Below are 26385 nucleotides of genomic sequence, written 5' to 3'. Positions count from 1 at the left end.
GCCTCAAAGGAGGTCACCTCTCTCGGCGAATCCCGGCTGCGGTGAGATCGGATTTGAAGTTCGATCGGCTGAGCATCTGGCGCATCAAACGGTTTCAACCCTCGTTGAATCTTTCGAACGAAGCGCACTACGATTTTTTCGCCTTCTCTCGTGCGCCTCTTTTGCTGAGATCTGGAGCGCTTACGTCGGTCTTGAAAAGATCGGGCGGGTGTGCTAGCCTTTCACGACCAATTCATGGGGGGAGGTCGGGCGGTCCTATGTTCGAGGCAACAGGCATAATGATCATCGCGGCCCTTTTAGGGCTGATGGGATTGGGCTTCGCGGCGCTCACGTATATGCAGGTCGTTCGGCAGCCGGCCGGAGAGGGTGTGATGATCGAAATCTCCAACGCCATCCACGAAGGGGCGATGGTCTTCCTGAAGCGAGAGTACAAGATCCTCTCGATCTTCATCCTCGTGGTGGCGACGGCGATCTTCTTTGGACTCCCGGAAGGAAATAAGACGGCGCTCTCGTTCGTCTTCGGAGCGCTCTGCTCGCTCTTAGCCGGATTCTTCGGCATGAAAGCGGCCACGCGAGCGAACGTGCGCACGGCCGAAGCAGCTCGCCGGGTTGGTCAACGCGCTGCACTGATGGTGGCCTTCAGCGGAGGCGCCGTCATGGGGATGTCGGTGGCGAGCCTTGGGTTAGTGGGAGTAGGCCTTCTTCTTTACGTGTACACGCAGCTTCTCGGCTTCCCCCCCGATAAGACGGCGATGATCATCAGCGGTTTCGCCATGGGCGCGAGCTCCATCGCCCTCTTTGCTCGCGTCGGCGGCGGCATTTACACGAAGACGGCTGATGTAGGAGCGGATCTGGTGGGGAAAGTCGAAGCCGGCATCCCCGAAGATGATCCGCGCAATCCGGCCACGATCGCCGACAATGTAGGAGATAACGTGGGAGACGTGGCGGGCATGGGTGCCGACCTCTTCGAGTCCTACGTCGGCTCGATCATCGCGACGATCACGATCGCGGCGACGATCCCACTGCCAGGAGATCGGCTACCGTGGATGGTGTTGCCGCTTCTCGTGGCAGCGATTGGAACTGTGAGTTCGCTGCTCAGCGTGCTGTTGGTGCGTTTGTTGAAGAAAGCCGATCCCGCCACTGTGCTGCGGACGGCGACAGCATTGGCAGCGCTTTTGATGCTCGCGGGAGCGCTGGCGGCTGTCGTCGCACTCGATCTGGACCTGCCGGAAAGCCCCGTCTATTACGGTCCCTTCTGGGCGCTCGCTAGCGGGACTCTGGTGGGTTTGCTCATCGGATACATCACCGAATATTACACGGCGAAGAAGCCGATTCTCGAAATCGCTCGCGCGGCGACAACGGGTGCGGCGACGAATATTATCACGGGCCTCGCGGTCGGAATGAAATCTACGGTCCTGCCCGTTCTGGGGATCTGCCTCGCCGTTCTGCTCTCCTACACGGTCGCGGGGCTCTACGGCATTGGCATCTCGGCCGTCGGCATGTTAGCGACGATCGGCTTGGTGATGTCCGTGGACGCGTACGGACCGATCGCGGATAACGCAGGAGGGATCTCGGAGATGAGCCGCTTGGGCCCGGATGTGCGCCGGATCACCGATGGCTTGGATGCGCTGGGCAATACAACGGCGGCTGTCGGCAAGGGATTCGCTATTGGGTCCGCGGCGCTGACGGCGTTGGCACTCTTCTCAGCCTATAAGAGTGCGGCCAGGATTCCCACGATCGATCTGACGAGCCCCTATGTCGTCATCGGCCTTTTCATCGGAGGCACCATGCCCTTCTTCATCGCCGCTTCGACGATGGCCTCGGTGGGCCGCGCGGCCTTCAAGATGGTGGAAGAAGTGCGTCGCCAGTTCCGCGAGATCAAAGGGCTCATGGAAGGACGCGCCAAGCCTGACACGGCCCGCTGCATTGACATCTCCACGATTGCAGCATTGAGGGAGATGATCACGCCCGGTTTGGTGGCCGTTCTGACCCCTGTCTTCGTGGGGCTCATCTTCGGAAAAGAGGCGCTGGGCGGGATGTTGGCTGGTGCGACCGTGAGCGGCGTGATGCTCGCCCTACTCATGGCAAACGCTGGGGGAGCGTGGGACAACGCCAAGAAACATATTGAGAAGGGCGAATTCGGTGGGAAAGGGAGCGACGCGCATAAGGCGGCCGTCGTGGGCGACACCGTGGGCGATCCGTTTAAGGACACGGCTGGTCCTTCGATGAACATCCTCATCAAGCTCATGTCCGTGGTGAGCCTCGTCATCGCCCCCATTCTTGGCTCCGGAATCTTCTCGCGGTGAGGGAATCACATGTGGATTGTGACTGAGCCGGACGAGGGGGAATTCGTGCGTGCGAGATCAGCGACAGGAGGTGGACCGATGAGCCGAAGTCGCGCTTGCGGAACCGCGCGCGGCTGGATGAGCACATCGCTACTCCTCTGGCTGCTCCTCGCCATGGTCTCCACGCACGCTTATTTTTCCGCCCGGGCGTTGAGAGAGGAAGAGGCGACTCCGAACGTCTCCGTGACGACTCCGTCGGAAGAGGACGTACTCCGACAGGATATCGAGCGTCTTCCGGCGCTCACGTTTCTCGCGACGGCGTATTCGCTGCCTGGAAAGACGGCTTCAGGAGAACCCGTCCGTAAAGGAATTGTCGCCGCTGATCCCAAGATCCTGCCGATCGGCTCGATCGTTCATCTCTCGGCCGGCCCCTATTCGGGGATCTACACGGTGCTCGACACAGGATTGAGCATCCGTGGACGCATGCTCGACATTTGGATGCCCACAGTGCAAGAAGCGCGAGCCTTCGGCGTGCGACGGGTGAAGGTGCGCGTCCTCAGATGGGGAGAGAAGACTTCGGCCTCTCATCGGTGAGCCTCTGTTCACCCCAGGTCCTCATCCACGCGATAGCGATGCCGCCATTCAGCCAGAAGGCCACGATTCCACGTCGAGAGGCGACCGAAGGCATATGTGCCGAGCGCCAATCCGTCGAGTCGCGAACTGTAACAATACGGACATTGCTTGTGGAGGCCGCGCGCGTATCGCCCGCACTCCATGCAGAGCGTGAATTCCGGCGCCAGCAGAATGCCCGCGGAATGCGTTTGGAAGAATCCGCGTGAGATGAGTGCTGCCAGCGGCTCTGCTGCCGTCGCCTTTTCTCCCAGCCAGATTGGCGTCGTGACGCCGAACGGCCCGAGGTCATGAAGCAACCCTTCGATGCGCACGCGTTCGAGAGCGCGCACGGCAGCCTGGGGGAGCACCTTGAAGGGCCGACTGTAGTACACCTCATTCCGCTCCACATCCCCGGAGACCGTCGCAGCAGCACGCGCGGCGAACGGAGATCTCAAATCCAGGCGCGCCAGTCGGGCAGCAGCGACTTCGTCCGTCGAATCGGCCACGATGAACCGAACCTTATGCTTCGCACTCAGACGCTCAGCTTCTCGCATCAAGTGGGACGTAATCCGCAAGGCCATCTCCACGGCCTGATCGGACTCGTGCAGATGCTTGCCCGTGAGCATCCACACCGCCTCGTCCAGCCCGAAGGGACAGAGGAGATGCGTTGTCCACGCGAGCTTGAGGAACGCCATCTCCGAGCGGCGCAAGGCCAGTAGAGCGAGTGGCCCCGATTCCCCAAGCGCCATCAGCTTCTCCAAGAAGATGCGCTTCTCCAAATGCGCCTGCGCGGCCAACTCCATCACGTGGGTGAGCTGTTCGAAGAAGGCGGGCACGTCGCCCTCGGTGTGATACCCGATGCGGGGGAGGTTCACGGCGATCGCTTGCAGCACAGCTGTGCGCCATCGCCAGGTCTCGGCACGCTCATGGCCAACCTCGAAAGGAACGCCGAATCGCAAGAAGAAGCTTCGTGTCTCATCCCGATCGAAGACCAGGCGCACGCCGCCGCGATGTACGAGGACATCGCACAAGAGCTCGAGGAACTCGCGATAACCTTCGATCGTTGCGAACCGATCCGTCAGATGCAGGACGAGACGTGGGGTGAGGAAAGGCCGCCCTTCGGCGTCCCCCTCTCGATAGACCTCCAGCAATTGGCGTAAAAATCGGCGCGCCACTTCCCCATATGCCGCATAGGGTTCGCCCGTCTCTTCACCTTGAGGCCCGAGCGCTGGACGAGATGCCAGATATGCCGGCACCTCCCAATCCAGATGCACATCGCACGCGACGACTTGCCCCCCTCGCGCGACGGCCGGAGCCGAGAGTTCGAACATGAGCGCTTGCGCCAATTGGCGGAGATCGCGATCCTCAGCGCCCACCAAATACGGTGCGAGCGCTACATTGAGGCTATCCCAGACGACCGGCCCGGCCAAATAGCCATGGAGCGCCGCCGAGAATTTCACCACATGCGCGAGCAAGACCTCGGGATGCCGCGCCGGTCGCGCGCTCGCGAACCCGTGCGGCAACACGATCCCATAGCGTTTGAGATAATCCACGGAGCTGGCCAAAGCGTAGGGGCGATCCACCATCCCCAGACCTTGAATATGAATCGCTCCGGCCAGATGGGCCTCCGCGACCGCTTCGGAGAAGACCTCTCGAATCGCATATTCTCGCTTGATGGCTTCCGCGAGAACGAGGCTCGTGCCTTCCGGCCCATGCGGCGGGGCATCTTGCTCCCGTGCACTCTGCCGAATGATCCGATCGGCGTCGTAGAGCGGAACCCCGAGTCGCGAATGCGCGCGATATGCGGCCTCCAGGCCGTACTCCAAGAGTTTCACGTTCACCAGCTCGCGGATGAGTGAAGAGTTGAGCGTGCGGATGCCCGCGTGCGTGATCGCCTCTTTGACCTCCAGGCTGATCTTCGTCGCCAGCTCGACATCCACGTGCGCTTCCCGAACCAACGCCTCCACGATCTGCTGAGGATCAAAGCGCGCGAGTTGCTCATCGGAGCGGCGAACGTACAGCTGTGAATCCGATCCTGCTTCTTCTTGTGACCACGCCACGTCCCCTGCCATAATCCATCCCCACCAGCGGAAGATCGCCCTTCCCCCCTGTGGCCGTCCATGCTATCTCAAAACCCTCTTCGATTCAAGGCCCCCTCCGACTATAATAAGCCCGAGGGCCGAAGACGAAATTCGCGCGCCGCTCGCGAGAGCGGGAATGGGGAGAGGAAAGCGGTGATGACTGTACGAGTACGCTTCGCGCCGAGTCCGACGGGAGAGCTTCATGTCGGGAACGTGCGAACGGCGCTCTACAATTGGCTCTTCGCGCGACAGCACGGCGGCCGCTTCGTCCTGCGCATCGAGGACACGGATGTGGAGCGCTCGCGCCGAGAGTACGAAGCGCACATTCTGGAAGATTTGCGCTGGCTTGGCCTCGATTGGGACGAGGGCCCCGATGTCGGTGGAGATTTCGGTCCGTATCGGCAGAGCGAACGCCTGACGCTCTATCGGGAATACGCCGAGCGGCTGCTAGATGCGGGATGGGCCTATCGGTGCTTCTGCACGGAGGAGGAGCTGGAACGGGAGCGCGAACGCGCGCGCGCGGAGAACCGTCCGTATCGTTACGGGGGACGGTGTCGCGCGCTCTCCGATTCGGAGGCGCGCGAACGAGCGGAAGCTGGGGAACCGCATACCCTGCGTTTCCGCGTGCGCTCGGGGCCCATCGTCTGGGAGGATGTGGTGCGCGGCTCTGTGCGATGGGAGGCTGAGGTCATCGGCGACTTCGTCATCCTGAAATCCGACGGCTGGCCCGTTTACAATTTCGCCGTCGTCGTGGACGATCTGCTCATGCGCATCACTCATGTGATCCGCGGTGATGGGCATCTGCCGAATACTCCGCGGCAGCTTCTGCTCTATGAGGCCTTAGGAGCAACGCCTCCGGTCTTCGCGCACCTCTCGACGATCCTCGGGGCAGACGGAACGAAGCTCTCCAAGCGACATGGCGCGACGGCCCTTCGCGAGTTCCGCGAACACGGGTACCTGTCCGAAGCCCTGTTCAACTTTCTCGCCCTGCTCGGTTGGGCACCTCCACAAGAGGTGGGCGAGATCCTCTCACGCGAGCAGCTTCTGCAGTTGTTCGCTTTGGAGAACGTCTCCAAGGCGCCGGCGATCTTCGATCTGCAGAAGCTCAAGTGGATGAACCGCGCGTATCTGAAGGCCAAGCCGCTCGATGAGCTGGTGACGGCTGTCCTGCCGTATTTACAGGAGGTGGGGCGTATCCCCGCGTCCGTAGATGCGCCGACTCGCGAATGGCTTCGCCGCGTCGTGGATGCCGTGCTCACTCATCTGGATCACCTCTCGCAGATCGTCGAGGAGACGCGAATCATCTTCGACTATGATCTCTCGGCCGCGCTCGCATATCCGGAAGTTCGCGAAGTCATAGAGGATCCGAGCGCCCTCGACGTCCTCGCCCGATTGGATCAGGAATTGGCTGAGGTCCCCGAAATCACGGCCGAGACCTTTCGCGCGGCGGCCGCTCGTGTCCGCGAACAGACAGGGCGCAAGGGGCGTGCCCTCTTCCACCCTATTCGGATCGCGCTCACGGGTCGTCCCTCAGGACCGGAGCTGGACAAGCTCGTCCCAATCTACGAGATCGGTTCGATGCTCCCCCTGCCGCATCCGATCCCCTCGGTGCGGGAACGGCTTCGAACGTTCCTGATGTGGGCCGAGCGCGCGCGAGCAGAATCGCCATCGCGCTGACGCCGATGATGAACACCGAACGGCTCTTCCGGCCGGATGAACGCCCTCTTTTGCGGAGATAGGGCGGCGAGCTTCTTTTGGAGACTCGGACTCATGAGCGAGCGTGCATGGGGACGCCTCTCGGAGGAGGCAGTGGAGCGCTTCCCGCGGCAGCTCGCATCGGCTCGTGTCAATCAGTACCCTCGCGCTGTGCCTTCTCCTGCTCGCCCCAAGCGATAACTTCAGTCGGTGGTCCTCTGTCGGTCGCGAGTTCCCCGGCTTTCGCTCTCATCTTGGCCACCGTGATTTCACTTAGACGAGATGAGAAGTGAGTCGCGCCAACGAAGAGTCGGCGCTTCATTGACGGATTTCCCAAAGGCCGAGTAAACTGAACGGGTGAACGCTCAATTTGCGAGGAGGGCACTATGGCGGAAAATAATGGAGCGAGCCGATTGACCTATTTTTTGATCGGATTCGGCTTGGGAGCTGTTGTTGCTCTACTCTTCGCTCCGAAGTCCGGGCGAGAATTGCGCGAGGACATCGCTGAGAAGACTCGGCGCGGCTTGGAGAAGGCGAGCGAGGCCTACGAGACGGCGCGCGAGCGGGCGAAGGAATTGGTCGAGACTGGGCGCGAGAAAGCGGCGGCGCTCGCTGAAGAAGCTAAGGAGCGCGTGGCTGAAACGCGAGAGCGCCTCTCGGCGGCCATCGAAGCCGGCCGACAAGCTTATCGCGAGGAGAAGCGGAAAGCGGAAGCCGAAGGATGAGCCCCCGTAAAGGAGAAGCGAGCCGTGGGACATGTCGTCTTTGAGTGGGTGATCGCTATTGCTGTCCTTGTCGTCTTCGCTCTCAATATCGTCTTCCTCTGGCGCATCAATGAGAACCTCAAGGCCTTGATGCTGAATTCGCAGCGGATGAATGAACGGTTGAATACCCTGCTCGATGAGGCTCGAGGGGTCTTGGGGGATGCACGTGGCGCGATCGCCGCACTCGTCGGAGAGGCGCGCCCTGTCGTGCGCGCTATCGCGACGACGACCGAGGAGCTGACGGACATGATCCATCGGCAAGCGCTCGAAGTGCGCGGGCTACTGCGCGACACAGTCCTCGTTCTGCGCAACAAGGTCGAGCAGCTCGATGACCTGGTCACGCGCACGACCGAGCGCGTGGATGAGACGACGGCTATCATTCAGCGACAGATCCTGGAACCCGTCCGAGAGATTCATTATCTGACGACGGCCATTCGGCGCGCTGCTGGCGTGCTCTTTGCCGGCCGCCGGAAATCCGTGGATCGAGTGTATCAAGACGAGGAGTTGTTCATCGGATGACGGCACGAGCACCACTGGACGTGAAGCAAACGGTGAACCTCCCGAAGAGAATCCTGCCGATGAAGGCGAACCTCGTGGAGTCGGAGCCGGCGCGCTTGCGCCGGTGGAAGGAGATGCGTTTATACGAACGCATCTTGGAGTCGCGACGAGATCGCCCGCTCTTCATCTTGCACGATGGTCCTCCCTACGCCAACGGCCACATCCACATTGGACACGCGCTGAACAAGATCCTGAAGGATTTGATCGTGAAGACGCGCACGATGATGGGGTATCAATGCCCCTTCATCCCGGGATGGGATTGCCACGGCCTGCCGATCGAAATTCAGGTGGACGAGAAGCTCGGACGGCGCAAGGCCGAGTTGTCCATCGTGGAGATCCGACGCGAAGCGCGGCAACTGGCGGAGTATTACATGCGAGCGCAGTCGGAGGAGTTCCAACGCCTGGGCGTCTTCGGCGATTTCGAACATCCGTACTACACGATGGACCCGCGCTATCAAGCGGACATCGTGCGCGTGCTCGGAAAGTTCATCGAGCGAGGGAGCGTCTACAAAGGTCTGCGCGCGGTCCATTGGTGCATTCATTGTCAAACGGCCTTGGCGGAAGCCGAGATCGAGTATGAGGAGCACACCAGTCCTTCGATCTACGTGAAATTCCCGCTGGATTCGGACCCGGCCCGGATTGATCCGGCGCTCGCGGGTAAACGCGTCTCGATCGTCATCTGGACGACGACGCCATGGACCTTGCCAGCAAACCTGGGAATCGCCTTCAACCCGGGCTTCGACTACAGCGCCGTCGAGGTGGGCGACGACGTCTATATCGTCGCGACGGAATTGCTCCCCCGAGTTGCGGAGAAGCTCGGATGGCGCGAGTCGCGCGTGCTCACCGTCGTGAAGGGATGGAAGCTGGATCGGCTCCAGGCGCGCCATCCATTCCTGGCGCGCCAATCGTTGCTCATGCTCGGTGAACATGTCACGTTGGAGGCTGGGACTGGATGCGTGCATACGGCGCCCGGGCACGGCTACGAGGACTACGTGATCGGCCAGCGATACGGACTTCCGATCTATTCGCCCGTGGACGCGCAGGGCCGATTCACCGCCGATGTCGAATACTTCGCCGGGATGCAGGTCTTCGAAGCGAATGGACCGATCGTTGCGCACTTACGCGAAGTGGGGATGCTGCTCGCTGCTGAAGAGATCGTGCACGCGTATCCGCACTGTTGGCGATGTCATAATCCCGTCATCTTTCGCGCGACGCCGCAGTGGTTCATCTCGATGGAGAAGACGGGGCTGCGGCAGCGCGCGCTCGAAGCCATCGAGCGCGTCAGCTGGATCCCCCGCTGGGGGTTGGAGCGGATGCGCAACGCTGTCCGCACGCGCCCGGACTGGTGCATCTCGCGGCAGCGCGCCTGGGGAGTGCCGATCACGGTCTTCTACTGCCAGACGTGCGAGGCCATCTTGGCCGATCCGCAGCTTATCGAGCGCGTCGCCAGCATCTTCGAGCGCGAAGGCGCCGATGTGTGGTACGAGCGCGAACCCGAATATTTCCTCCCGGAGGGCACACGCTGCTCGCAATGCGGAGGGACGACGTTCCGAAAGGAGACGGACATCCTCGATGTCTGGCTCGATTCGGGGACGAGCCATCTGGCGGTCCTCGACCGACGAGGGCTGCCGTGGCCAGCCGACATTTACCTGGAAGGTGGAGATCAATTCCGCGGCTGGTTCAACTCTTCGCTCCTCGTGGCCCTGGAGGTGAAGGGCGCTCCCCCCTATCGCACGGTCATCACCTCGGGATGGACGGTGGACGCCGAAGGGCAAAAGATGTCCAAATCCAAAGGGAATGTGATCGAGCCGCAGGAGGTCATCGCTCGAAGTGGCGCTGAGATCCTGCGCCTTTGGGTCGCCTCCTCCGACTATCACGAGGACGTCCGCATCTCGGAGGAGATCCTCCATCGCCTCATCGAGGCCTATCGGAAGATCCGCAACACGGCGTGCTACTTGGTGAATAACCTCTACGATTTCGACCCGGCGACGGACGCCGTCCCCTACGACGAGATGGAAGAGCTGGATCGGTGGATTCTGGCGGAGTTGAACCAGCTCATCCGAAAGGTCCTCGCCGCATACGAGGCCTATGAATTCCACCTCGCCTATCATGCGATCTACGCCTTCTGCACTTCGGAACTGTCGGCGATCTATTTCGACATCCTGAAGGATCGGCTCTACACCTTCGCGCCGAAATCCCGCGGGCGGCGCAGTGCGCAGACGGCGCTGTTTCGCCTTCTGGACGCCCTCACGCGCTTGATCGCGCCCATCCTCGTCTTCACGGCTGATGAGATCTGGGAGGTGATGCCGGGATCGGCGAACCGCGAGTTGCCTTCGGTCCACATGGCTGAATTCCCGCGCGTCGAAGAGCGACCGGGCGAAGCGGAGCTACTGGCGCGGTGGCACCGGCTGCTCGATGTGCGCGACCGCGTGCTGAAGGCCCTGGAGGAGAAGCGCGTCGAGAAGCTCATCGGCGCATCGCTCGAAGCGAAAGTGACGCTCACGGCTGGCGACGATCTCTACGATTTCCTGTCGAGTTTCGGCGAACAGTTGCGCGCCGTCTTCATCGTCTCGCAGGTCGAGTTGCACAAAGGCGAGGGGGATGGGCTCACCGTCGCGGTCACGCGGGCCGATGGCCAGAAATGCGAGCGCTGTTGGAACTACGCGACGACCGTCGGCGCGAACGCCCGCTATCCGACCGTGTGCGCGCGTTGCGTGGCCGTATTGGAGGAGCTGGAAGCCGAATGGGACGAAGTGCGCACGCGATGAGAAAGCCGCACTATTTCGCCCTGGCATTGGCGATTTATGCCGCCGACCAGTACACGAAACATCTGGCGACGGGACTCAAGCATGAGCCGAGTCTTCCCGTCATCCCTGGTCTGCTGCACTTGACCTACGTCGAGAACGCTGGGATCGCGTGGGGCCTCTTCGCCGATGCGGGTCCGGACGGGCGGTGGATCCTCTCGCTCATCTCGTTGGTGGCGGCCTTGGGCATCGCGCTCTACGCTGTGCGCACGCCCGTTCAAGAGCGGATGACGCAGTGGGGACTGGCGCTCGTGCTCGGAGGAGTGCTCGGGAATCTCACGGATCGGCTCTTGCGCGGCGCTGTCGTAGATTTCCTCGATCTCTTCATCGGTCGCTACCGATGGCCGACGTTCAACCTCGCCGATGTGGTCATCACGACGGGCGCGCTGCTGCTGTTGGCCGATGCCCTGCGTCCCTCATCAGAGACGCGCCGACACCTCCAGGCCAATAGAGGGCCCTCGTAGGAGCGGGCGACGATGCATCCGGAACTCTTTCGCCTGCCGTATGTGAACGTCCCGATCTATACCTATGGCGTCTTTCAAGCTCTCGCCTTCCTCCTCGGCTTGTGGCTGGTGCTGCGGCTGGGCGAAGCCGATGGCCTGAATCGGGCGCATCTCTTCAACTTCGGGATCGGCGCACTGTTAGGCGGCTTGATCGGCGCGCGCGTGCTGATGATCATCACCGAGTGGAATCTCCATGAAGACAAGTGGCGGCTGATCTTCTCCTTCGATCTTTTGCGCTCGGGGGGCGTGTACCTAGGCGGATTTCTCGGGGGATTGGCCGTAGCCCTCTGGCTCGCCCGGCGGTATCAACTCCCGTGGTGGCGGACGGCCGATGCGTTCGCCCCGAGCGTCGCACTGGGGCTTGGGATCGGACGGCTGGGATGTTTCTCCGCCGGCTGCTGCTGGGGAAAACCAACCTCAGCTTGGTGGGGGGTGGAATTTCCAGAGGTCGCCCATCACTTCGTCGGCACTCCGATAGGAGTGCGCTTGCATCCCACGCAGCTCTATGAAGCGACAGCGGCTTTCGCGCTCTTTCTGTTCCTCTTGTGGTTGCGACGGCGTCGCGCCTTTCCCGGCCAATTGATCCTCGCCTACATGTTCCTCTACGGCGCAGTGCGGTTGATCATCGAATTCTGGCGCGATGATTGGCGCGGATGGGTGGGGTCGCTCTCGACCTCGCAATTCCTCTCCGTCGGCTTGATGGCGACTGCGCTCTTTTTTTACATTCGACTCTCGGCCCATCGGCCCGAAGCGGCGCCCTCAACCGAAGGTGAACGCTCATCCTCCCCACGCGGAAATTGAGGATCAAGGTGACGTGTGCTATAACATTCCCACTTCTTGAGGCCGCGAGCTATGGCATTGCCGGAGAGCGCTCGGTTGGAAGGACCGATCCTACAAGAGTTATTGGCGCTGGGTGGCCAAGAGCGGCTCCGCGTCCTTTATCAGCGACTTCTGGCGTATTTCCCTCATCTGGACGAGAAAGAGCGGGATTACGCCTCGGTGCGATGGCGGGCGCTGGTGCAGCGGGCTGGAGCTCGCTTGGTGAAGAAGGGCGAACTTCGGCGGGAAGCGGGATGGTGGAGGCTCACCGAACGGGGTCGTCAACGCGCCGAATCAGAGAAGATGCTCCCAGAGCCGACTCCGATGGAGTCTCCTCGACGCGCGCTCTCGCACGAGGAGTTGCAGACGATGCTCGTCGAGATCGGACGCCTGCTCGGCAAACATGCCGAGCGAGAGCACGAGCGCTATGACGTCGTGTGGAAGGACAGCCCCTTGTCCCCGCGCTTGAGCCATGTGTTCGAGGTTCAGGTGCACGGGAAATTGGAGAGCGCTCTCGCTAAGCTCAAACACGCCTATGACACGCAGCGCTCGAAACCCGTGCTCGTCGTCTCAGACGCGCGAGACGAGCGCCGCGCGCGCGAATGGTTGCGGCCTTATCTCTCCGGCTCCTTCCATGAGATCGGTGATGTGACGGTCGTGCTGGGCGCTGAGGATGTCCGGCGCTTGCATCGCGCGCTCACGTCCGTCCACGACATGCTATGCGGGATCCTCACCTGACGCCGCCTCTGCGCCGACAGTATCTGGAGATCAAACGCCGCTATCCAGATATGCTCGTCCTCTTTCAGGTGGGCGATTTCTTCGAGGCGTTCGATGAAGATGCCGTCACGCTCGCGCGCGAGCTGGGGCTCGTGCTGACGACGAAATACATGGGCAAGACCCTGCGCGTGCCGCTGGCAGGGATTCCCGTCACCTCGCTCACGCATCACTTGGGAAAGCTGATTCAGAAGGGGTATAAGGTCGCCATCTGCGAGCAACTGACGCCGCCGGGTCGGCGACTCATCCATCGCGACGTCACGCGCGTGGTGACGCCGGGGACGCTCACCGAACCGGCGTTGCTAGAGGAACGCGCGAGCAATTACTTGGCGAGCTTCTGCGCCGAAGGTGAGCGCGCGGGATTAGCCATTGTCGAGGTCACGACCGGGGAATTCATGGCGACCGAAGCCGCTCGCGAACAGATCTGGGAGGAGCTGACGCGCCTGGGGCCGACCGAAGTCCTCGTCCCGCAAAGCGTCGCGCAGACGGAGGGAGCGAAGATCCCCGCCTTCACGCTCGGACGCGCGGCCACGGTCACACCGCTAGAGGATGAGGCGTTCGCCGCGGATGCCAGTCGTCATGCGCTCAGCGAGCAACTCGGCGCGATCCCGCCTGGGATGCCTCCGCTGGCGCTTCGCGCGGCTGGCGCTATCGTGCACTATCTTCGGCGAACGCAACCCCGTTTGGTCGAACAGCTCGATCGGGTGAGCACGTACGCTCTGGATGCCTTCATGGTGATGGATCCGCACACGATCGCCCACTTGGAGATCTTTCACAGCCGCGCTGGGACGACGGAAGGATCGTTGCTCGGCGTCCTGGATCGCACGCTCACGCCGATGGGGAGCCGTCGGCTGAAGCAGTGGTTGCGGTATCCGCTTGTGGACCTCGCGGCGTTGCATGCGCGTCAGGAGGCGGTCCACTGGTTCCTCGAACACGCGACCATTCGTCGGGAATTCCGGGCGCAGCTTGGGCAACTGACCGATGTGGAACGAGTGATCGGACGGATCGCGAGCGGATCGGCCACGCCACGCGAGGTCATCGCTCTCGGTCGCAGTGCGCGCACGATCTCCGCTCTGCGCGCGCTCTTTGCCGACTCACCATCGCCGCTGCGTCCCTGGCTCGCCGATGTTCTCCCTCTGGATGAGATTGCCCAACTCATCGCAGAGGCCCTCGTCGAAGATCCTCCTCCCTCGATCGAACAAGGAGGCGTCATCCGAGCGGGATTCTCCGAGGAATTGGACCAACTGCGCGCCCTCCTCAAAAACGGAAAGGCCTATCTCGCCGATCTCGAAGCTCGCGAGCGCGCCCGCACGGGCATTCGTTCGCTCAAGGTCGGATACAACAAGGTCTTCGGCTACTACATCGAGGTCACCAAGCCCAATCTGCATCTGGTTCCGCCGGAGTACATTCGCAAGCAGACATTGACCGGAGCCGAACGATTCTTCACGCTCGAACTGAAGGAGCACGAGACAGTCGTGGCTCACGCGGAGGAACGCATTCGGGAACTCGAAACGAGCCTCTTCCGACAGCTCTGCGCGCGTGTGGCGGAACGGCGCGCGGACATCTTGCGAACGGCCCGCGCGCTCGGCGAACTGGACGTGCTGGCGACGTTGGCCGAAGCTGCTGCCGCCTACGGATACGTGCGTCCGCAGCTCGTCCTCGAACCGCGAATCGTCATTCGCGGAGGACGGCATCCGGTCGTCGAGCGCACTCTGCCCGCTGGACAGTTCGTTCCGAACGATACGACCCTCTCGGCCGAAGACGCGCAAATCCTCATTCTCACGGGCCCGAATCTCTCCGGCAAGTCCACCTATCTCCGCCAAGTCGCCCTCATCGTGCTGCTGGCTCAGATCGGCAGCTTCGTCCCCGCCGACGACGCCATCATCGGCGTGACCGATCGCCTCTTCTATCGGTTCGGCTCGGAGGATTACATCAGCCAAGGCCGCTCGAGTTTCTTCGTCGAGATGATGGAGACGGCGGCGATCTTGCACCACGCGACGCCGCGCTCGCTCATCCTCTTCGATGAGATCGGGCGAGGGACGAGTACATACGACGGCATGGCCTTAGCGCGCGCCGTGATCGAATACCTTCACAATCATCCGCGCGTGCGCGCGCGGACGCTCTTCGCCACGCACTTCCACGAACTGACGGAGCTGGAGGAGATTTTGCCGCGGGTGAAGAACGTGCACATCCTGGTGGTCGAAGAGAACGGACAGCTCCGCTTCCTGCACCGCGTCGTGCCCGGGCGGGCGACACGAAGCTACGGCGTGCAGGTCGCTCGGCTGGCTGGATTACCTCGCCCGGTCGTGCATCGAGCCGAAGAGTTGCTCGCCGAATACGAGGCGTCGAATCCGCGTCGGGTCGCTGAAATGTCGGCCGACTATCACGCCTCCGCGCTTCGGGAGATCGCCGAGCGCTTGAAGCATTTGGATCCGAATGCTCTCACGCCGATCGAAGCCCTGACGATGCTCTACGAACTGAAACGGGCCCTCGAAGCTCGATCCCCGGCGTAACGGTCACTCGGATTTCGCCGAGGGGCCAGCGCGCAGTACGGCGAGGAAAGCCTCTTGCGGGATCTCGACGCGCCCGATCTTCTTCAGCCGCTTCTTCCCCTCCTTTTGCTTCTCCAGCAACTTGCGCTTGCGGGTGACATCCCCCCCATAACACTTGGCGAGCACATTCTTGCCGATGGCGCGCAACGTCTCGCGAGCGATGACGCGGCTCCCGATGGCTGCTTGGATAGGAACTTCGAAGAGCTGTCGGGGGATCAACTCTCGCAACTTCTCGACGATCGCCCGACCACGGGCGTACGCATGATCACGATGCACGATCACCGAGAGCGCATCGACCGGTTCCCCAGCCACGAGGATGTCGAGCTTCACGAGATCGGCCTCGCGATACCCGGCGAAGTGATAGTCGAGCGAGGCGTATCCGCGCGAGAGCGATTTCAGCCGATCGTAGAAATCCAGCACGATCTCCGCCAGCGGGAGCTCGTACGTCAGCAACACGCGCGTCGGCGAGACATACTCGAAGCGCTTCTGGACGCCACGCTTCTCTTCGAGCAGTTGCAGGATCGGACCAACGTACTCGGCGCTCGTGAAGATCATGGCTTCGATGATCGGCTCTTCGATCTTGGCGATCTGCCCGGGATCGGGCATCTTCACCGGATTCTCGATCTCCAGCACCTGTCCCGTGCGGGTCGTCACGCGATAACGCACGCTCGGCGCCGTCGTGATCAATTCCAAACCGAACTCGCGCTCCAAGCGCTCCTGCACGATCTCCATATGCAGCAAGCCGAGGAACCCACAGCGGAAGCCAAATCCCAATGCCGCCGATGTCTCCGGCTCGAAGAAGAACGAGGCATCGTTCAACCGCAGCTTCTGCAGGGCCTCGCGCAATTCCTCATATTGCCCGCTCTCCACTGGGTACAATCCGGCGAAGACCATCGGCTTGATCTCCTGAAAGCCGGGGAACGGGACGGCCGTCGGACGTTCAGCTTCAGTGATCGTATCCCCGATCTTCACATCGGCGATCGCCTTGATATTGGCGATGACGAAACCGACTTCGCCGACCGAGAGCTGCTCGATGCGGCGCGGCTTGGGCGTGAGGACGCCTAGTTCCTCCACTTCGTATTCGCGTCCGGTGGCCATCAGTCGAATCCGCTGCCCCGGCCGCAAGGTGCCCTCAATCACGCGCACCATGACGACGACGCCGCGATACGCGTCGAACCAGGAATCGAAGATCAGGGCCTTCAGCGGCGCCTCGGGATCACCGTGCGGCGGAGGGATGCGCTGAATGATCGCCTCGAGAATCTCCTCGGTGCCGATGCCGAGCTTAGCGCTGGCTAAGATCGCATCACTCGCCTCCAGGCCGATGATGGTTTCGATCTGCTCCCGCGTCTTCTCCGCATCGGCATTCGGCAGGTCAATCTTATTGATGACGGGGATGAGTGCGAGATCGTGCTCGATGGCCGCATAGGCATTAGCGACCGTTTGCGCCTCGACGCCTTGCGACGCATCCACCACGAGCAACGCGCCCTCGCAGGCAGCGAGGCTGCGAGAGACCTCATAGGAGAAGTCCACATGCCCCGGTGTGTCGATCAAGTTCAGGACGTAGGTCTGACCATCGCGCGCCGTATAGTGAAGGCGAACGGCATGGGCTTTGATCGTGATTCCCCGCTCTCGTTCCAAGTCCATCGAATCGAGGACCTGCTCGGTCATCTCCCGCTCGCTGAGCGCCCCGGTTCGCTCCAAGAGGCGATCAGCGAGCGTGGACTTGCCGTGGTCAATATGCGCGATGATCGAGAAGTTGCGAATGAGTTCGGGTCTGACCATCTCCGACTATCGGAACGTATCGCGTGCGAGCATGGCGCTTCCGATGACGCCCGCCTGTCCACCAAGCAGGGATGCGACGATGTCGCAATGCGCGACCATGGCCGTGAACGCACGTCGTTTGACTTCGGCGATGATGGGATTCAAGAGCAATTCGCCAGCGACCATGACGCCGCCGCCGAGCACGACCATGTCGAGATTGAGCAGATTGAGGACATTGGCCACGGCGATCCCGATCCACTTCCCCGTCTGTTCCAGGATCATCAGCGAGAAATCATCGCCGTTGAGGGCTTCGGCAGCGATGCGCTCGGGCGTCAGCTCTCCCTTGCCCGGCACGGCCAGCCGCGAGAGCGACGAGCTGCGATCGCGAAAGAGCCGTTCGCGCGCGCGCCGAACGATATTAGGGCCGGAGGCGATCGTCTCCAAGCATCCGCGATTCCCACAACGACACGGCAATCCGTCGGGATCTACGGTCGTATGCCCGAATTCGCCGGCAAATCCCAACGCCCCGCGATAGAGTCGGCCCTCGTAGATGAGCCCAGCGCCGATGCCGGTCCCTATGGCGATGTAGATCACATGGGCTCGACCGCGAGCCGCTCCGCAAACGAATTCGCCATAGGCGGCCATGTTCGCATCGTTCTCGATGAGCACGGGGCAGCGTACCTTCTCGGCGACGGCTTCTGCGACGTTCAGTTTCACGAGCGCGGGGAGATTCGGCGCCGCCTCCACGCGTTGCGTCTGCGCGTTCACCAAGCCGGGGAGGCCCACACCAACGCACCGAATGGACCAGTGGCGCTCGTTCGCGCGTTCTCGCAGGCGCTCGATGGATCGGCAGATGCCATCCAGGACGGCGTCCGGATCATCGCCGATGGCTTCCTGAGTGATCTCGTAAATCTCCCCATCGGCGTTGACGAGCGCCGCTTTAACGGTCGTCGCGCTAACGTCGATCCCCATGTAGATGGTTCCCTGGTCCATAGCGCCTTCTCACTCTGGTTTTCGCTACTATAGCAGATCGAATGAGGGGGCGTCAAAACCTCTCCTTTCGGACCTCCTCCCATAGGTCCCGCGCGCCCTCGTGCTTTTGATCTTGCGCGAATCGTCGGGTATGCTAAATTTACCACTTCGCAAGAGAATCTCGCGTCGAGGGAGAGGGGTAACCGATGAAGACATACACGGGCTCGGAGATCCGAAACGTCGCCGTCGTCGGACATGGGGATGCTGGGAAGACCTCGCTCGTCTCCGCCATGCTCTTCGATGCGGGCGCTACTCCCCGACTGGGGCGCGTGGACGAGGGCACGACGGTGACCGATTACGATGAGGACGAGATCGAACGCAAGATCACCATGCATACGGCGCTCGCCCATCTGGAGTGGAAGGGGACGAAAATCAACCTCCTGGATACGCCCGGCTATCAAACGTTCATCCATGATGCGCGCGGCGCCGTGCGCGTGGCCGATGTGGCCTTGGTCGTGGTGGACGCTGTCGAGGGCGTGCAAGTGCAGACCGAGAAGGCCTGGAGCTACGCGGAGGAGTTCGGTACGCCGCGCATCCTCCTCATCAATAAGATGGATCGGGAGCGCGCGGACTTCGAGGCCACTTTGGAGGGAATCGTGGAAGCATTCGGTCGCGCGGCCATTCCTTTTCAAATCCCTATTGGGAAGGAGCGCGACTTCTCTGGCGTCGTGGATGTGATCACGCGCCGCGCCTATCGCTTCCAGAACGATGCGAGTGGGAAATTCACGGAGATGGATCCTCCGGCGGAGCTGAGCGATCAGATCGAAGCGCGCCGCGAGGCCATCATCGAGATGGTGGCCGAAAGCTCCGACGAGCTGCTGGAGAAATTCTTCGCCGAGGGGACGCTCTCGGATGAGGACTTACTCGTGGGCATCCGAAAGGCCATCTTGGAGAAGCGTCTCTTCCCCGTCTTCGCTGCCTCGGCCTATTTGAACATCGGCATTCAACCCCTTCTGGATGCCCTCGTGCGATATGCGCCAGCGCCGACGGACGTTCGCATCGTCCGCGGGCGCGCGGGCGTTGAAGCCGATGCGCCGGTGATCGAGCGTCTGATCTCGGATGATGCCCCCTATTCCGCCTTCGTCTTCAAAACGATCGCCGATCCCTTCGCCGGACGGATCACGCTTTTCAAGGTCTATTCGGGCATCTTGCGCTCGGACATGACGGCGTACAACATCACCAAGGGCGTCCAAGAGCGGCTCGGCCCGCTCCACGTCGTCCAAGGGAAGCACTTGGAGAAGGTCCCGGAATTGCACGCTGGGGACATCGGGGCCGTCACAAAACTCCGCGAGACGCAGACGAACGACACGTTCGCGGACAAAGCGGCGCCGATCGTTTATGAACCAACCCCATTCCCGCAGCCGGCCATTGCTTTCGCCATCGAGCCGAAGTCGCGGGCAGATGAGGATAAGCTCTCGGCGGCGCTGCATCGGCTGCTCGAAGAAGATCTCGCTCTGCGCTTTGAACGAGATCCGCAGACGAAAGATTTTCTCCTGTCGGGGACTGGACAACTACACATTGAGACCGTCGTCGCTCGACTCAAGAAACGCTATGGCGTGGATGTGAATCTGAAGCTCCCGAAGGTCCCCTATCGCGAGACGTTCAAAAACCGCGTCGAGGCACACGGTCGGCACAAGAAGCAAACGGGTGGGCGCGGGCAGTTTGGCGATTGCGTCTGCATCTTCGAGCCGCTGCCTCGCGGTGCGGGTTTCGAGTTCGTGGATAAGATCTTCGGGGGCGTGATCCCGCAGCAGTTCCGCCCGGCCGTCGAGAAGGGCATTCTCGAAGCTGCGCAGAACGGACCGCTGGCCGGCTATCCCGTCGTGGATTTCCGCGTCGAATTGATTGACGGGCAAACGCATCCGGTGGATTCCGACGAATTGTCCTTCAAGCTCGCGGGGATCAAGGCCTTTCGCATCGCCATGGAGAAGGCCAATCCCGTGCTGCTGGAGCCCATCATGCATGTGGAGGTCGTCGTCCCACAAGAGTGCGCTGGCGATGTCATCGGGGACCTGAATGCCCGCCGCGGCCGCATCTTAGGTATGGAAGCGCGCGGCAAACAACAGGTCATTCGAGCGCAAGTCCCCTTGGCCGAGATGCTGACCTATCAATCCACGCTCAATTCGCTCACGGGAGCGCGCGGCACCTATACGATGGAGCTGTCGCATTACGACGAAGTGCCTCCGCATATCGCCCAGAAGATCATCGCCGAAGCTCGCGCTGAGGGACGGATCAAGGCGGAAGAGGAATGATCAGCAAGGGCCGGCATCTTCGAGACCGAAGATTATCCGATGGCCTTCTCTTCCTCACGTGACTCGCATGCGCCAGGCGTTACTCATCGCGACGCGGAATCGCGGGAAGTGGGCGGAGATTCGCGAGCTGCTCGCCGATCTCCCTCTGGATCTCATCGGGTTGGAGGCTTTCCCTCAACTGCCCGAGGTTGAGGAATCCGGCACGACGTTCGAGGAGAACGCGCTTTTGAAAGCGCGCTTTTTTCACGAGCGAACGGGATTGCTCACAGTAGCGGAAGATTCCGGACTTGAGGTCGAAGCCCTAGGAGGCGCTCCTGGCCTCTTCTCCGCTCGATATGGACGCAGCGACGCCGAGCGCATCGCGCGATTGCTCGCGGAGCTGCGCGATGTTCCCGAAGAGCGGCGGATGGCGCGCTTCGTCTGCGTGGCGGCGCTTGTCGGCCCGCAATTGGAGCGCACATTTGCGGGAGAAGTGCGCGGGAGAATTCGCTCGGAGCCCGCGGGATCAAATGGTTTCGGCTTCGATCCCGTCTTCGAGTACCCCCCTTTGGGGAAGACCTTCGCCGAATTGACTCGCGCTGAGAAATCCGCCGTGAGCCATCGCGGTCACGCTTTTCGGCAGCTCCGCGATTTCCTGCTTCGTTGGCTCACTCACGCGGAAGGACAAGGCTGCTGAGGCGCGAGGAAAAATCCGCCAGATTCAACTCCCCCAGTCGCGCTTATATCGGAAATCGTGCCCGATGGAGCGCGAGGAGATCTTCGGGCAGAGGGGCGTTCGCCGTTTGAAGTGAGAGCGGCGCACCATCTCGACGACCCGCCGCAAGAGCGCCTCATCGTAACCCTTTTGCACGAGCGCTTCCACCGTTTGGCGCCGATCCACGAGTTCAACCAGAAGAGCATCGAGCACGTCGTAGGTGATCCCCAACTCTTCCTCGTCCGACTGTCCGACCCAGAGATCAGCCGTCGGCGCCTTTTGCCGAAGGCGTTCGGGAACGCCCAAATATTCGGCGAGCTGTCGCACTTCGGTCTTGTAGAGATCGCCGAGCGGCCACATCGCCGCCGCCATATCGCCGTAGATCGTCCCGTAGCCGACCAGCAGCTCCGTCTTATTGCTCGTGCCGATGACGAGCGCGCGCAGCGCCGCCGAGAGATCGTACAGGATCAGCATGCGCATGCGCGCCATGACATTCCCGCGCCGGACGCGATCGGCGTCCGGGAAGCGCTCGAAATAGGCGTCCACCATGGGCGTGATCTCGACAAGAAGCGTTCGAATCCCCAACTGATCGGCGACCAACTCCGCGTCCGTCACGCTCGTCGGATCGCTCGTCCGATAGGGCATCAGCACGCCATAGGTATTCTCCGGTCCAAGCGCGCGCGCCGTCAGATGGGCAACGACTGCAGAATCCAAGCCTCCAGAAAGACCGAGCACGCCGCGCTCGAATCCGACTTTCGTCACCTCCTCGCGAATGAAACGCACGAGCAGCTCCGCCGCGAGCGCGGGATTGAACGCTCCAAACGCCTGCTGCGATCTGACATCAGACGCTTTCATCATAGGGCGAGAGATGGTAACGCCGAGCGTAAATGCGCCGCAATTCGCGCAAGACCAAATCCAACCGCTCATCGCGCAAGAGAGGGTAAAAGGTGCGCGCTCGCCGAATCTCCTCCAACTCCACCTCACCCACGAGCACGGCTTCATCCAGCATGGGGGCGCTCACCACGAGACGCCCGAATGGATCCACGATCACCGATCCTCCGGCGAACATGGCGCCGTCCTCGAATCCCACGCGGTTCACGTAGACGACGTAGATCATATACGCCTGCGCGGCCCCGCGGGTGATCGTCTCCCATGCCTCGACGCTGCCGAGTTTCGTCTCGCCGCGCACGCCGCGTCCAGGACTAGCCGAGAGGCAGAGGAGAATCTGCGCGCCGTCCTGCGCGAGCAGATACACCGATGAGGGATGCCACATGTCTTCGCAGATCAGCATCCCGAAGCGTCCGAACCGCGTGTCGAAGGCCCGCAAGACATCGCCGGGCGCCAAATAACGGCCTTCGTCGAACATCCCGTAGGTCGGCAGATAGAGCTTGCGGTGGACGTGAACGATCTCCCCGCGGCTCACGTACACGGCAGCATTGAAGAACCGAAAATCTTCCGAGACCTCGACGCCGCCAAACGCGATGTCCACGCGGTGCGTCGCGCTCGCTTCTCGCAGCGCGGCCACAACTTCCGAACGCGTCAGTTCCAGGGCGACCTCGGGGACCAAATCCTCCAGATAGTAGCCCGTGAGGGACAGCTCCGGGAAGACGACCAGATCTGCTCCTCGCTCAGCAGCCTGCGCGATCACTTCCAGATGCTGCGCGAGATTTCGCGGGATGTCGCCCAGGGCGGGTCGAATCTGCGCCAACGCGATCGTGAACCGCATGCGCTCGTCACTCCTCAGCGAATCTCCACGTCTTGGCTCACGATGAGACGGAAGCGCGTCCCTGGACGCAACGAGATGTCTTCGCCTGGGAGCGTGATCTCCGTGACTCCGGATTCTCGCGTCGAGACTTTCATCAACTCGACGCTCTCGCGCCGCAGCCCGCGTTTGGACGGCTTGCCTTCGGGAATCCCCGGATCCGGGATTCGGCGGATGCTGATCCCACCAGAGACCTCGATGCGCGGCCCGCGACGCGGCTCCCCTGTTGTCGTCTCCCCCGGGACCATCTCCTTTGGGGGCGGCGGTGGCTCCAGCGCTTTCACTCGCAGGGCGATCGGAAGCGCGCGCGCGCCCAAGGAGATTTCTTGAAAGCGCACAACGAGCGTCGAGAAGTTCCCGTCCTCATCTTGTTCGGCTCGCGCCACGCCGATGATGCGCGCGCCGCGAGGGAGGATTTCCTTCCCCCCGACGACGAGCGCATGCGCCAGACGCAACGCGAACCGCCCTTCTTCGCCGATCAGGCGCGTGTCCAAATCCTCCTCCAGCTCCGCCACTAGTTCGGTGCCCGAAGGGATGAGCGCGCGCTGACCGCCGAAGCTCACCACGGTCACCAGCAGAAGCGCGCTCAGAACAATGCCTCGGCCGAGGATCCTTCGATTCATCCCGTCCTCCTTTCGAGAGCCTCGAAAAGCTGTTGCCCTTCGGAATGGCCCTTATGCCTCCTCATTCACCGAAGGCCATAGAGCTTCAATCGGAACTCATCGTTGACCAACTTGATCTCGGGGCGAATCCCCGAGAACCGTTGGGCGACAGCGAGCAGCATGGGGACGCCTCCGGTCACCGTCTCCATGCCGTAATAGGGGCTTTTGAAGATCGCCTTCAGGCGAGGATGTGGGGCGCTAACGACGCCGTAACAAATGGGATCGAGCGCCACACCGCCAGTGCGCATGGGATTGATCAGCTCGATGCGGTCATCGAAGATGAGCAATCGCGTCACTTGATCGCGCGCGCTGTAGTCGCGATGCACAAGGGCATTGGTCAACGCTTCGAGCACGGCCGCGCGGGGATAACTCGCCCGAGGGGCAACGGGCGACGTCCCCGACCATCGGCGCAAGGGGCGTTCCGCGAGCAGATCCGTGTAGCGAGTGAGGAATCGCAGCGCCCGCTCGTAGATGCTCGCCAGATTCCCCACGATCTCCTCCCGCTCGACGATGGGATCGGTGATCTCCACGCCGCTGAAGCGCGTCGCCACCAGGCCGCTGCGCGGCAAGTGCTCGGCCACCTTCTCGTCCTTCCCGAAGAGCAGGAGACCGGCTAGCGTCGGGACATTCTCCCGGTCCATTTCGACGGCCAGTTGCAGATAATGGACCATGACCTCGTCCACCGGATATCCGTGCTCTTCGAACTCGCTCAAATCTCCCCCACGCAATTCGCGCACGTAGCTCCAGAAGATCGCCTCATCAATATCGTCCAGCGTCGCCGTCACGATGGGAAGCAGCTCGAATCCGTAGGAGTGACGGGGATCATACATCTCGGCGATCTCTTCGGCCGTCGCTTCCCGCTTCGTCGAACCCACGCGCACGTAGCACCGATGATCGAACGTCCGATAGGGCCGATGCACACCCGTGACTTCCAGAGCGACGATGCGTTTGCCGTTATCGAAGGCGATCTTGTTGATCTGCGGACGAATCGGGGGGATGACGAGCCGCCGGCAAACGTCAATGAGTTGTTGCTCCACCCATTCGGGATCGTCCACCCCTTCGACGCGCCGATTGTCGTTGACTCCGATGATGATGAATCCACCTCCCGAATTGGCGAGCGCGACGATCTCGGCCGCGAGTTTCTCGGGATTGTTCAGACGGACCTTGAATTCGACGTAGCTGTCCTCCCCGCCCTGAATGAGATTGAGCAGCTCCGTCCGATCGAGCAACACATGCTCCTCAAAATACTGTTGCGCGAAGAAGGAGCGCGTGGAACTCGGAACATGCCGGTTGCGGAATCGCTTCCTGCCCATGAGCCGCCCTCACGCCTGGAGACTCGCCCTCGCGCGCCTTGCGCTTGAGGGAGCCCCCGGTGGAATGTCCGAGCCGTTCGCACAGGGAGAATATACACGATCCGCCATCGCCGATGCAAAAGCTTTTCTCAGAGGGGGGGACACTGGCGGCATCAAAGAGAGCCGCTCATCGAGAGGACTCCGAGTATGGCTTGCGGAGGTAGCGGCGCGCTTGCTCGTGAGCGTCGAGCACATCCTCCCGCTGGAGGACGAGCCGATACTGAGCTTGCGCCGCGCGGCGCTCGCCGCGCAAATCGAGGATCTGACCGATGCGCAGATGAGCCAGCGTCTTCAAGTCCGCGTGGGCTTCGTCCATGGCCACCACGCGGCGAAAATGATGCAGTGCCGCCTGCTTATATCCGCTCTGAAAGAGGGCTTCCGCGTACTGATAGCGGATCAGATCCTGCGTCTCCCGATAGGTCGGCTGCGCGAGCAGCTCCTCGAACGCGCGGACAGCCTCGGCTCGCTCGCCGATCCGCATGAGGAGATTCGCTCGCTCCAATCCGAAGAGATAATTGCGGGGGTATCGCGCGATCAACTCATCGAGCAGACGGAGGGCGTCCGAGAATCGCCCTTCGCGATAATACACGGCGATCAAGAGGGTGCGCGCGTCATCGGCCACATATCGGCCCGACCGCACGGCTTCCTCCAACAGCTCGATGCCCCGCTCGCGACTACCGCGAATCCCTCCCAGGGCGACGAGGATTTTGACGGCTAAGGGCAAGCTCCCCACGATGTATTCGTACAGACCGACCGTCAGCTTGGCATCGGCGAACTGGGGATCGCGGCTCAAGACCTCGCGATGCTCCTTCACCGCGCGAAAGCCATTGCGCAGGGCCGAGAAGAATTTTCGCAGAACCGTCGCCTCGTATCCGGCCAATAACGCATACGCCGCGCCCAGGAAATATCGCGCCTCGACGTCATCCTCATTCGCCCGAAGGCGCGCTTCGGCCCGCTCAATCGCCTGCTCGATGTACGCGCGAAACCGCTGCTGTTCCTCCTCGCTCACCCGCGCTTCCGATTGCGCGTAGAACGCTGGGTTGATGTAGATGCCCGCTTGCAGCCGTCGCGTGCGATTGAGCCAATCAATCCACGCATGCGTGGCCAGATAGAGCGGACCCGCCGGATGCTCGGGGAAATCCGCGGCTAGACGCTCGAAGGATCTCCGCGCTTCCTCGTAATCGAGATTGTAGAAGGCTTCGAATCCCACCCGGCGCAGTGCTTCGAAGGCTTCCGACGACGGCGCCGTTTGATCCATGGATTGAGGGTGAGAGCGCGCCTGCTGCGCAGCCCTCATCAACTGGACGGCGAGCGCGCGCTCCTTCCCAATCGCGATCCAAGCCCCTTCCGAACCAATGAGCGCGCCAAGGAGAAAGAGGCTGACCAACGGCGCATTCCGACCGACCATCACAAGGGATTATTT

At 61.8% G+C, this 26385-nt stretch carries 20 protein-coding genes; 12 read left to right on the top strand and 8 right to left on the bottom strand.

Features of this window, described 5'->3' with window-relative positions; all coding sequences use genetic code 11:
* Nucleotides 1-257: 257 nt before the first annotated feature.
* Together NZ746_08385 and NZ746_08380 are read left to right on the top strand one after the other, a co-directional pair.
* On the top strand, nt 258-2306 hold the full coding sequence (locus NZ746_08385) for a sodium-translocating pyrophosphatase (GenBank protein ID MCS6817383.1): 2049 nt from the start codon (nt 258-260) through the stop codon (nt 2304-2306).
* Between the two features lie 78 nt (nt 2307-2384).
* The gene (locus tag NZ746_08380) at nt 2385-2879 is read left to right on the top strand and encodes a 3D domain-containing protein (protein MCS6817382.1); all 495 of its coding nucleotides are present in this window, start codon (nt 2385-2387) and stop codon (nt 2877-2879) included.
* An 8-nt stretch (nt 2880-2887) separates the two neighbouring features.
* Here NZ746_08380 and NZ746_08375 read toward each other — a convergent pair whose 3' ends face one another.
* A complete protein-coding gene (locus tag NZ746_08375) occupies nt 2888-4969 on the bottom strand; it encodes an anaerobic ribonucleoside-triphosphate reductase (protein ID MCS6817381.1) in 2082 nt (693 codons plus the stop codon).
* A gap of 165 nt (nt 4970-5134) precedes the next feature.
* On the opposite strand from NZ746_08375, the gene gltX reads away from it, so the two are divergent.
* The 8 genes from gltX to mutS all read left to right on the top strand — a co-directional run bounded on the left by gltX (nt 5135) and on the right by mutS (nt 15408).
* The gene (gene gltX, locus NZ746_08370; GenBank protein MCS6817380.1) at nt 5135-6655 is read left to right on the top strand and encodes a glutamate--tRNA ligase; all 1521 of its coding nucleotides are present in this window, start codon (nt 5135-5137) and stop codon (nt 6653-6655) included.
* A 404-nt stretch (nt 6656-7059) separates the two neighbouring features.
* Nucleotides 7060-7398, top strand: coding sequence for a YtxH domain-containing protein (locus tag NZ746_08365; protein ID MCS6817379.1), 339 nt, complete (start codon nt 7060-7062; stop codon nt 7396-7398).
* Nucleotides 7399-7422: 24 nt separating this feature from the next.
* Nucleotides 7423-7956, top strand: coding sequence for a hypothetical protein (locus NZ746_08360; protein MCS6817378.1), 534 nt, complete (start codon nt 7423-7425; stop codon nt 7954-7956).
* Nucleotides 7953-10763 carry an isoleucine--tRNA ligase gene (ileS, locus tag NZ746_08355; protein ID MCS6817377.1) on the top strand — a complete coding sequence of 937 codons (2811 nt, stop codon included), beginning with the start codon at nt 7953-7955 and terminating at the stop codon, nt 10761-10763. The genes NZ746_08360 and ileS overlap by 4 nt, the downstream gene beginning before the upstream one ends.
* Nucleotides 10760-11263 (top strand): signal peptidase II, encoded by a 504-nt coding sequence (gene lspA / locus NZ746_08350; GenBank protein MCS6817376.1) that lies wholly within the window; start codon nt 10760-10762, stop codon nt 11261-11263. Before ileS ends, lspA begins: the two co-directional genes overlap by 4 nt.
* Before the next feature lie 12 nt (nt 11264-11275).
* Nucleotides 11276-12103, top strand: coding sequence for a prolipoprotein diacylglyceryl transferase (lgt, locus tag NZ746_08345; protein MCS6817375.1), 828 nt, complete (start codon nt 11276-11278; stop codon nt 12101-12103).
* A 51-nt stretch (nt 12104-12154) separates the two neighbouring features.
* The gene (locus tag NZ746_08340; GenBank protein MCS6817374.1) at nt 12155-12859 is read left to right on the top strand and encodes a hypothetical protein; all 705 of its coding nucleotides are present in this window, start codon (nt 12155-12157) and stop codon (nt 12857-12859) included.
* Nucleotides 12841-15408 (top strand): DNA mismatch repair protein MutS, encoded by a 2568-nt coding sequence (gene mutS / locus NZ746_08335; GenBank protein MCS6817373.1) that lies wholly within the window; start codon nt 12841-12843, stop codon nt 15406-15408. Before NZ746_08340 ends, mutS begins: the two co-directional genes overlap by 19 nt.
* Nucleotides 15409-15411: 3 nt before the next feature.
* On the opposite strand, the gene lepA is transcribed toward mutS, so the two are convergent.
* Together lepA and NZ746_08325 are read right to left on the bottom strand one after the other, a co-directional pair.
* Entirely contained in the window at nt 15412-17229 is a 1818-nt protein-coding gene (lepA, locus tag NZ746_08330) for a translation elongation factor 4 (GenBank protein MCS6817372.1), read from the bottom strand.
* 6 nt (nt 17230-17235) lie between these two features.
* Complete coding sequence (locus tag NZ746_08325) at nt 17236-18201, bottom strand: ROK family protein (protein ID MCS6817371.1); 966 nt, start codon at nt 18199-18201, stop codon at nt 17236-17238.
* Between the two features lie 185 nt (nt 18202-18386).
* Here NZ746_08325 and fusA point away from each other — a divergent pair, with 185 nt between their 5' ends.
* Nucleotides 18387-20492, top strand: a complete 2106-nt coding sequence (gene fusA, locus NZ746_08320) for an elongation factor G (protein ID MCS6817370.1) — start codon at nt 18387-18389, stop codon at nt 20490-20492.
* Nucleotides 20493-20559: 67 nt separating this feature from the next.
* Nucleotides 20560-21168, top strand: coding sequence for an RdgB/HAM1 family non-canonical purine NTP pyrophosphatase (rdgB, locus tag NZ746_08315; protein ID MCS6817369.1), 609 nt, complete (start codon nt 20560-20562; stop codon nt 21166-21168).
* 24 nt (nt 21169-21192) lie between these two features.
* Here the strand turns inward: rdgB and NZ746_08310 are convergent, their stop codons facing one another.
* The 5 genes from NZ746_08310 to NZ746_08290 all read right to left on the bottom strand — a co-directional run bounded on the left by NZ746_08310 (nt 21193) and on the right by NZ746_08290 (nt 26370).
* Complete coding sequence (locus tag NZ746_08310; protein MCS6817368.1) at nt 21193-22044, bottom strand: NAD+ synthase; 852 nt, start codon at nt 22042-22044, stop codon at nt 21193-21195.
* The gene (locus NZ746_08305; GenBank protein ID MCS6817367.1) at nt 22028-22912 is read right to left on the bottom strand and encodes a carbon-nitrogen hydrolase; all 885 of its coding nucleotides are present in this window, start codon (nt 22910-22912) and stop codon (nt 22028-22030) included. The genes NZ746_08310 and NZ746_08305 overlap by 17 nt, the downstream gene beginning before the upstream one ends.
* A gap of 14 nt (nt 22913-22926) precedes the next feature.
* Entirely contained in the window at nt 22927-23571 is a 645-nt protein-coding gene (locus NZ746_08300) for a hypothetical protein (GenBank protein MCS6817366.1), read from the bottom strand.
* A 65-nt stretch (nt 23572-23636) separates the two neighbouring features.
* Entirely contained in the window at nt 23637-24923 is a 1287-nt protein-coding gene (locus tag NZ746_08295; GenBank protein MCS6817365.1) for a putative DNA binding domain-containing protein, read from the bottom strand.
* 166 nt (nt 24924-25089) lie between these two features.
* Nucleotides 25090-26370, bottom strand: a complete 1281-nt coding sequence (locus NZ746_08290; protein MCS6817364.1) for a DUF3808 domain-containing protein — start codon at nt 26368-26370, stop codon at nt 25090-25092.
* Between the last annotated feature and the right edge of the window lie 15 nt (nt 26371-26385).

The organism is Blastocatellia bacterium (genome assembly GCA_025055075.1).
GTDB lineage: Bacteria > Acidobacteriota > Blastocatellia > HR10 > HR10 > HR10.
Note: the sequence above shows the minus strand (reverse complement) of the source record. Positions and strands in the feature narration are given on the sequence as shown.

Excerpts from the sequence above, each read along its gene's own strand:
- NZ746_08385 (MCS6817383.1), top strand. The coding sequence starts at position 258 with ATGTTCGAGGCAACAGGCATAATGATCATCGCGGCCCTTTTAGGGCTG.
- NZ746_08380 (MCS6817382.1), top strand. The coding sequence starts at position 2,385 with ATGAGCCGAAGTCGCGCTTGCGGAACCGCGCGCGGCTGGATGAGCACA.
- NZ746_08375 (MCS6817381.1), bottom strand. The coding sequence starts at position 4,969 with ATGGCAGGGGACGTGGCGTGGTCACAAGAAGAAGCAGGATCGGATTCA.
- gltX (MCS6817380.1), top strand. The coding sequence starts at position 5,135 with ATGACTGTACGAGTACGCTTCGCGCCGAGTCCGACGGGAGAGCTTCAT.
- NZ746_08365 (MCS6817379.1), top strand. The coding sequence starts at position 7,060 with ATGGCGGAAAATAATGGAGCGAGCCGATTGACCTATTTTTTGATCGGA.
- ileS (MCS6817377.1), top strand. The coding sequence starts at position 7,953 with ATGACGGCACGAGCACCACTGGACGTGAAGCAAACGGTGAACCTCCCG.
- lspA (MCS6817376.1), top strand. The coding sequence starts at position 10,760 with ATGAGAAAGCCGCACTATTTCGCCCTGGCATTGGCGATTTATGCCGCC.
- lgt (MCS6817375.1), top strand. The coding sequence starts at position 11,276 with ATGCATCCGGAACTCTTTCGCCTGCCGTATGTGAACGTCCCGATCTAT.
- NZ746_08340 (MCS6817374.1), top strand. The coding sequence starts at position 12,155 with ATGGCATTGCCGGAGAGCGCTCGGTTGGAAGGACCGATCCTACAAGAG.
- mutS (MCS6817373.1), top strand. The coding sequence starts at position 12,841 with ATGCGGGATCCTCACCTGACGCCGCCTCTGCGCCGACAGTATCTGGAG.
- lepA (MCS6817372.1), bottom strand. The coding sequence starts at position 17,229 with ATGGTCAGACCCGAACTCATTCGCAACTTCTCGATCATCGCGCATATT.
- NZ746_08325 (MCS6817371.1), bottom strand. The coding sequence starts at position 18,201 with ATGGACCAGGGAACCATCTACATGGGGATCGACGTTAGCGCGACGACC.
- fusA (MCS6817370.1), top strand. The coding sequence starts at position 18,387 with ATGAAGACATACACGGGCTCGGAGATCCGAAACGTCGCCGTCGTCGGA.
- rdgB (MCS6817369.1), top strand. The coding sequence starts at position 20,560 with ATGCGCCAGGCGTTACTCATCGCGACGCGGAATCGCGGGAAGTGGGCG.
- NZ746_08310 (MCS6817368.1), bottom strand. The coding sequence starts at position 22,044 with ATGATGAAAGCGTCTGATGTCAGATCGCAGCAGGCGTTTGGAGCGTTC.
- NZ746_08305 (MCS6817367.1), bottom strand. The coding sequence starts at position 22,912 with ATGCGGTTCACGATCGCGTTGGCGCAGATTCGACCCGCCCTGGGCGAC.
- NZ746_08300 (MCS6817366.1), bottom strand. The coding sequence starts at position 23,571 with ATGAATCGAAGGATCCTCGGCCGAGGCATTGTTCTGAGCGCGCTTCTG.
- NZ746_08295 (MCS6817365.1), bottom strand. The coding sequence starts at position 24,923 with ATGGGCAGGAAGCGATTCCGCAACCGGCATGTTCCGAGTTCCACGCGC.
- NZ746_08290 (MCS6817364.1), bottom strand. The coding sequence starts at position 26,370 with ATGGTCGGTCGGAATGCGCCGTTGGTCAGCCTCTTTCTCCTTGGCGCG.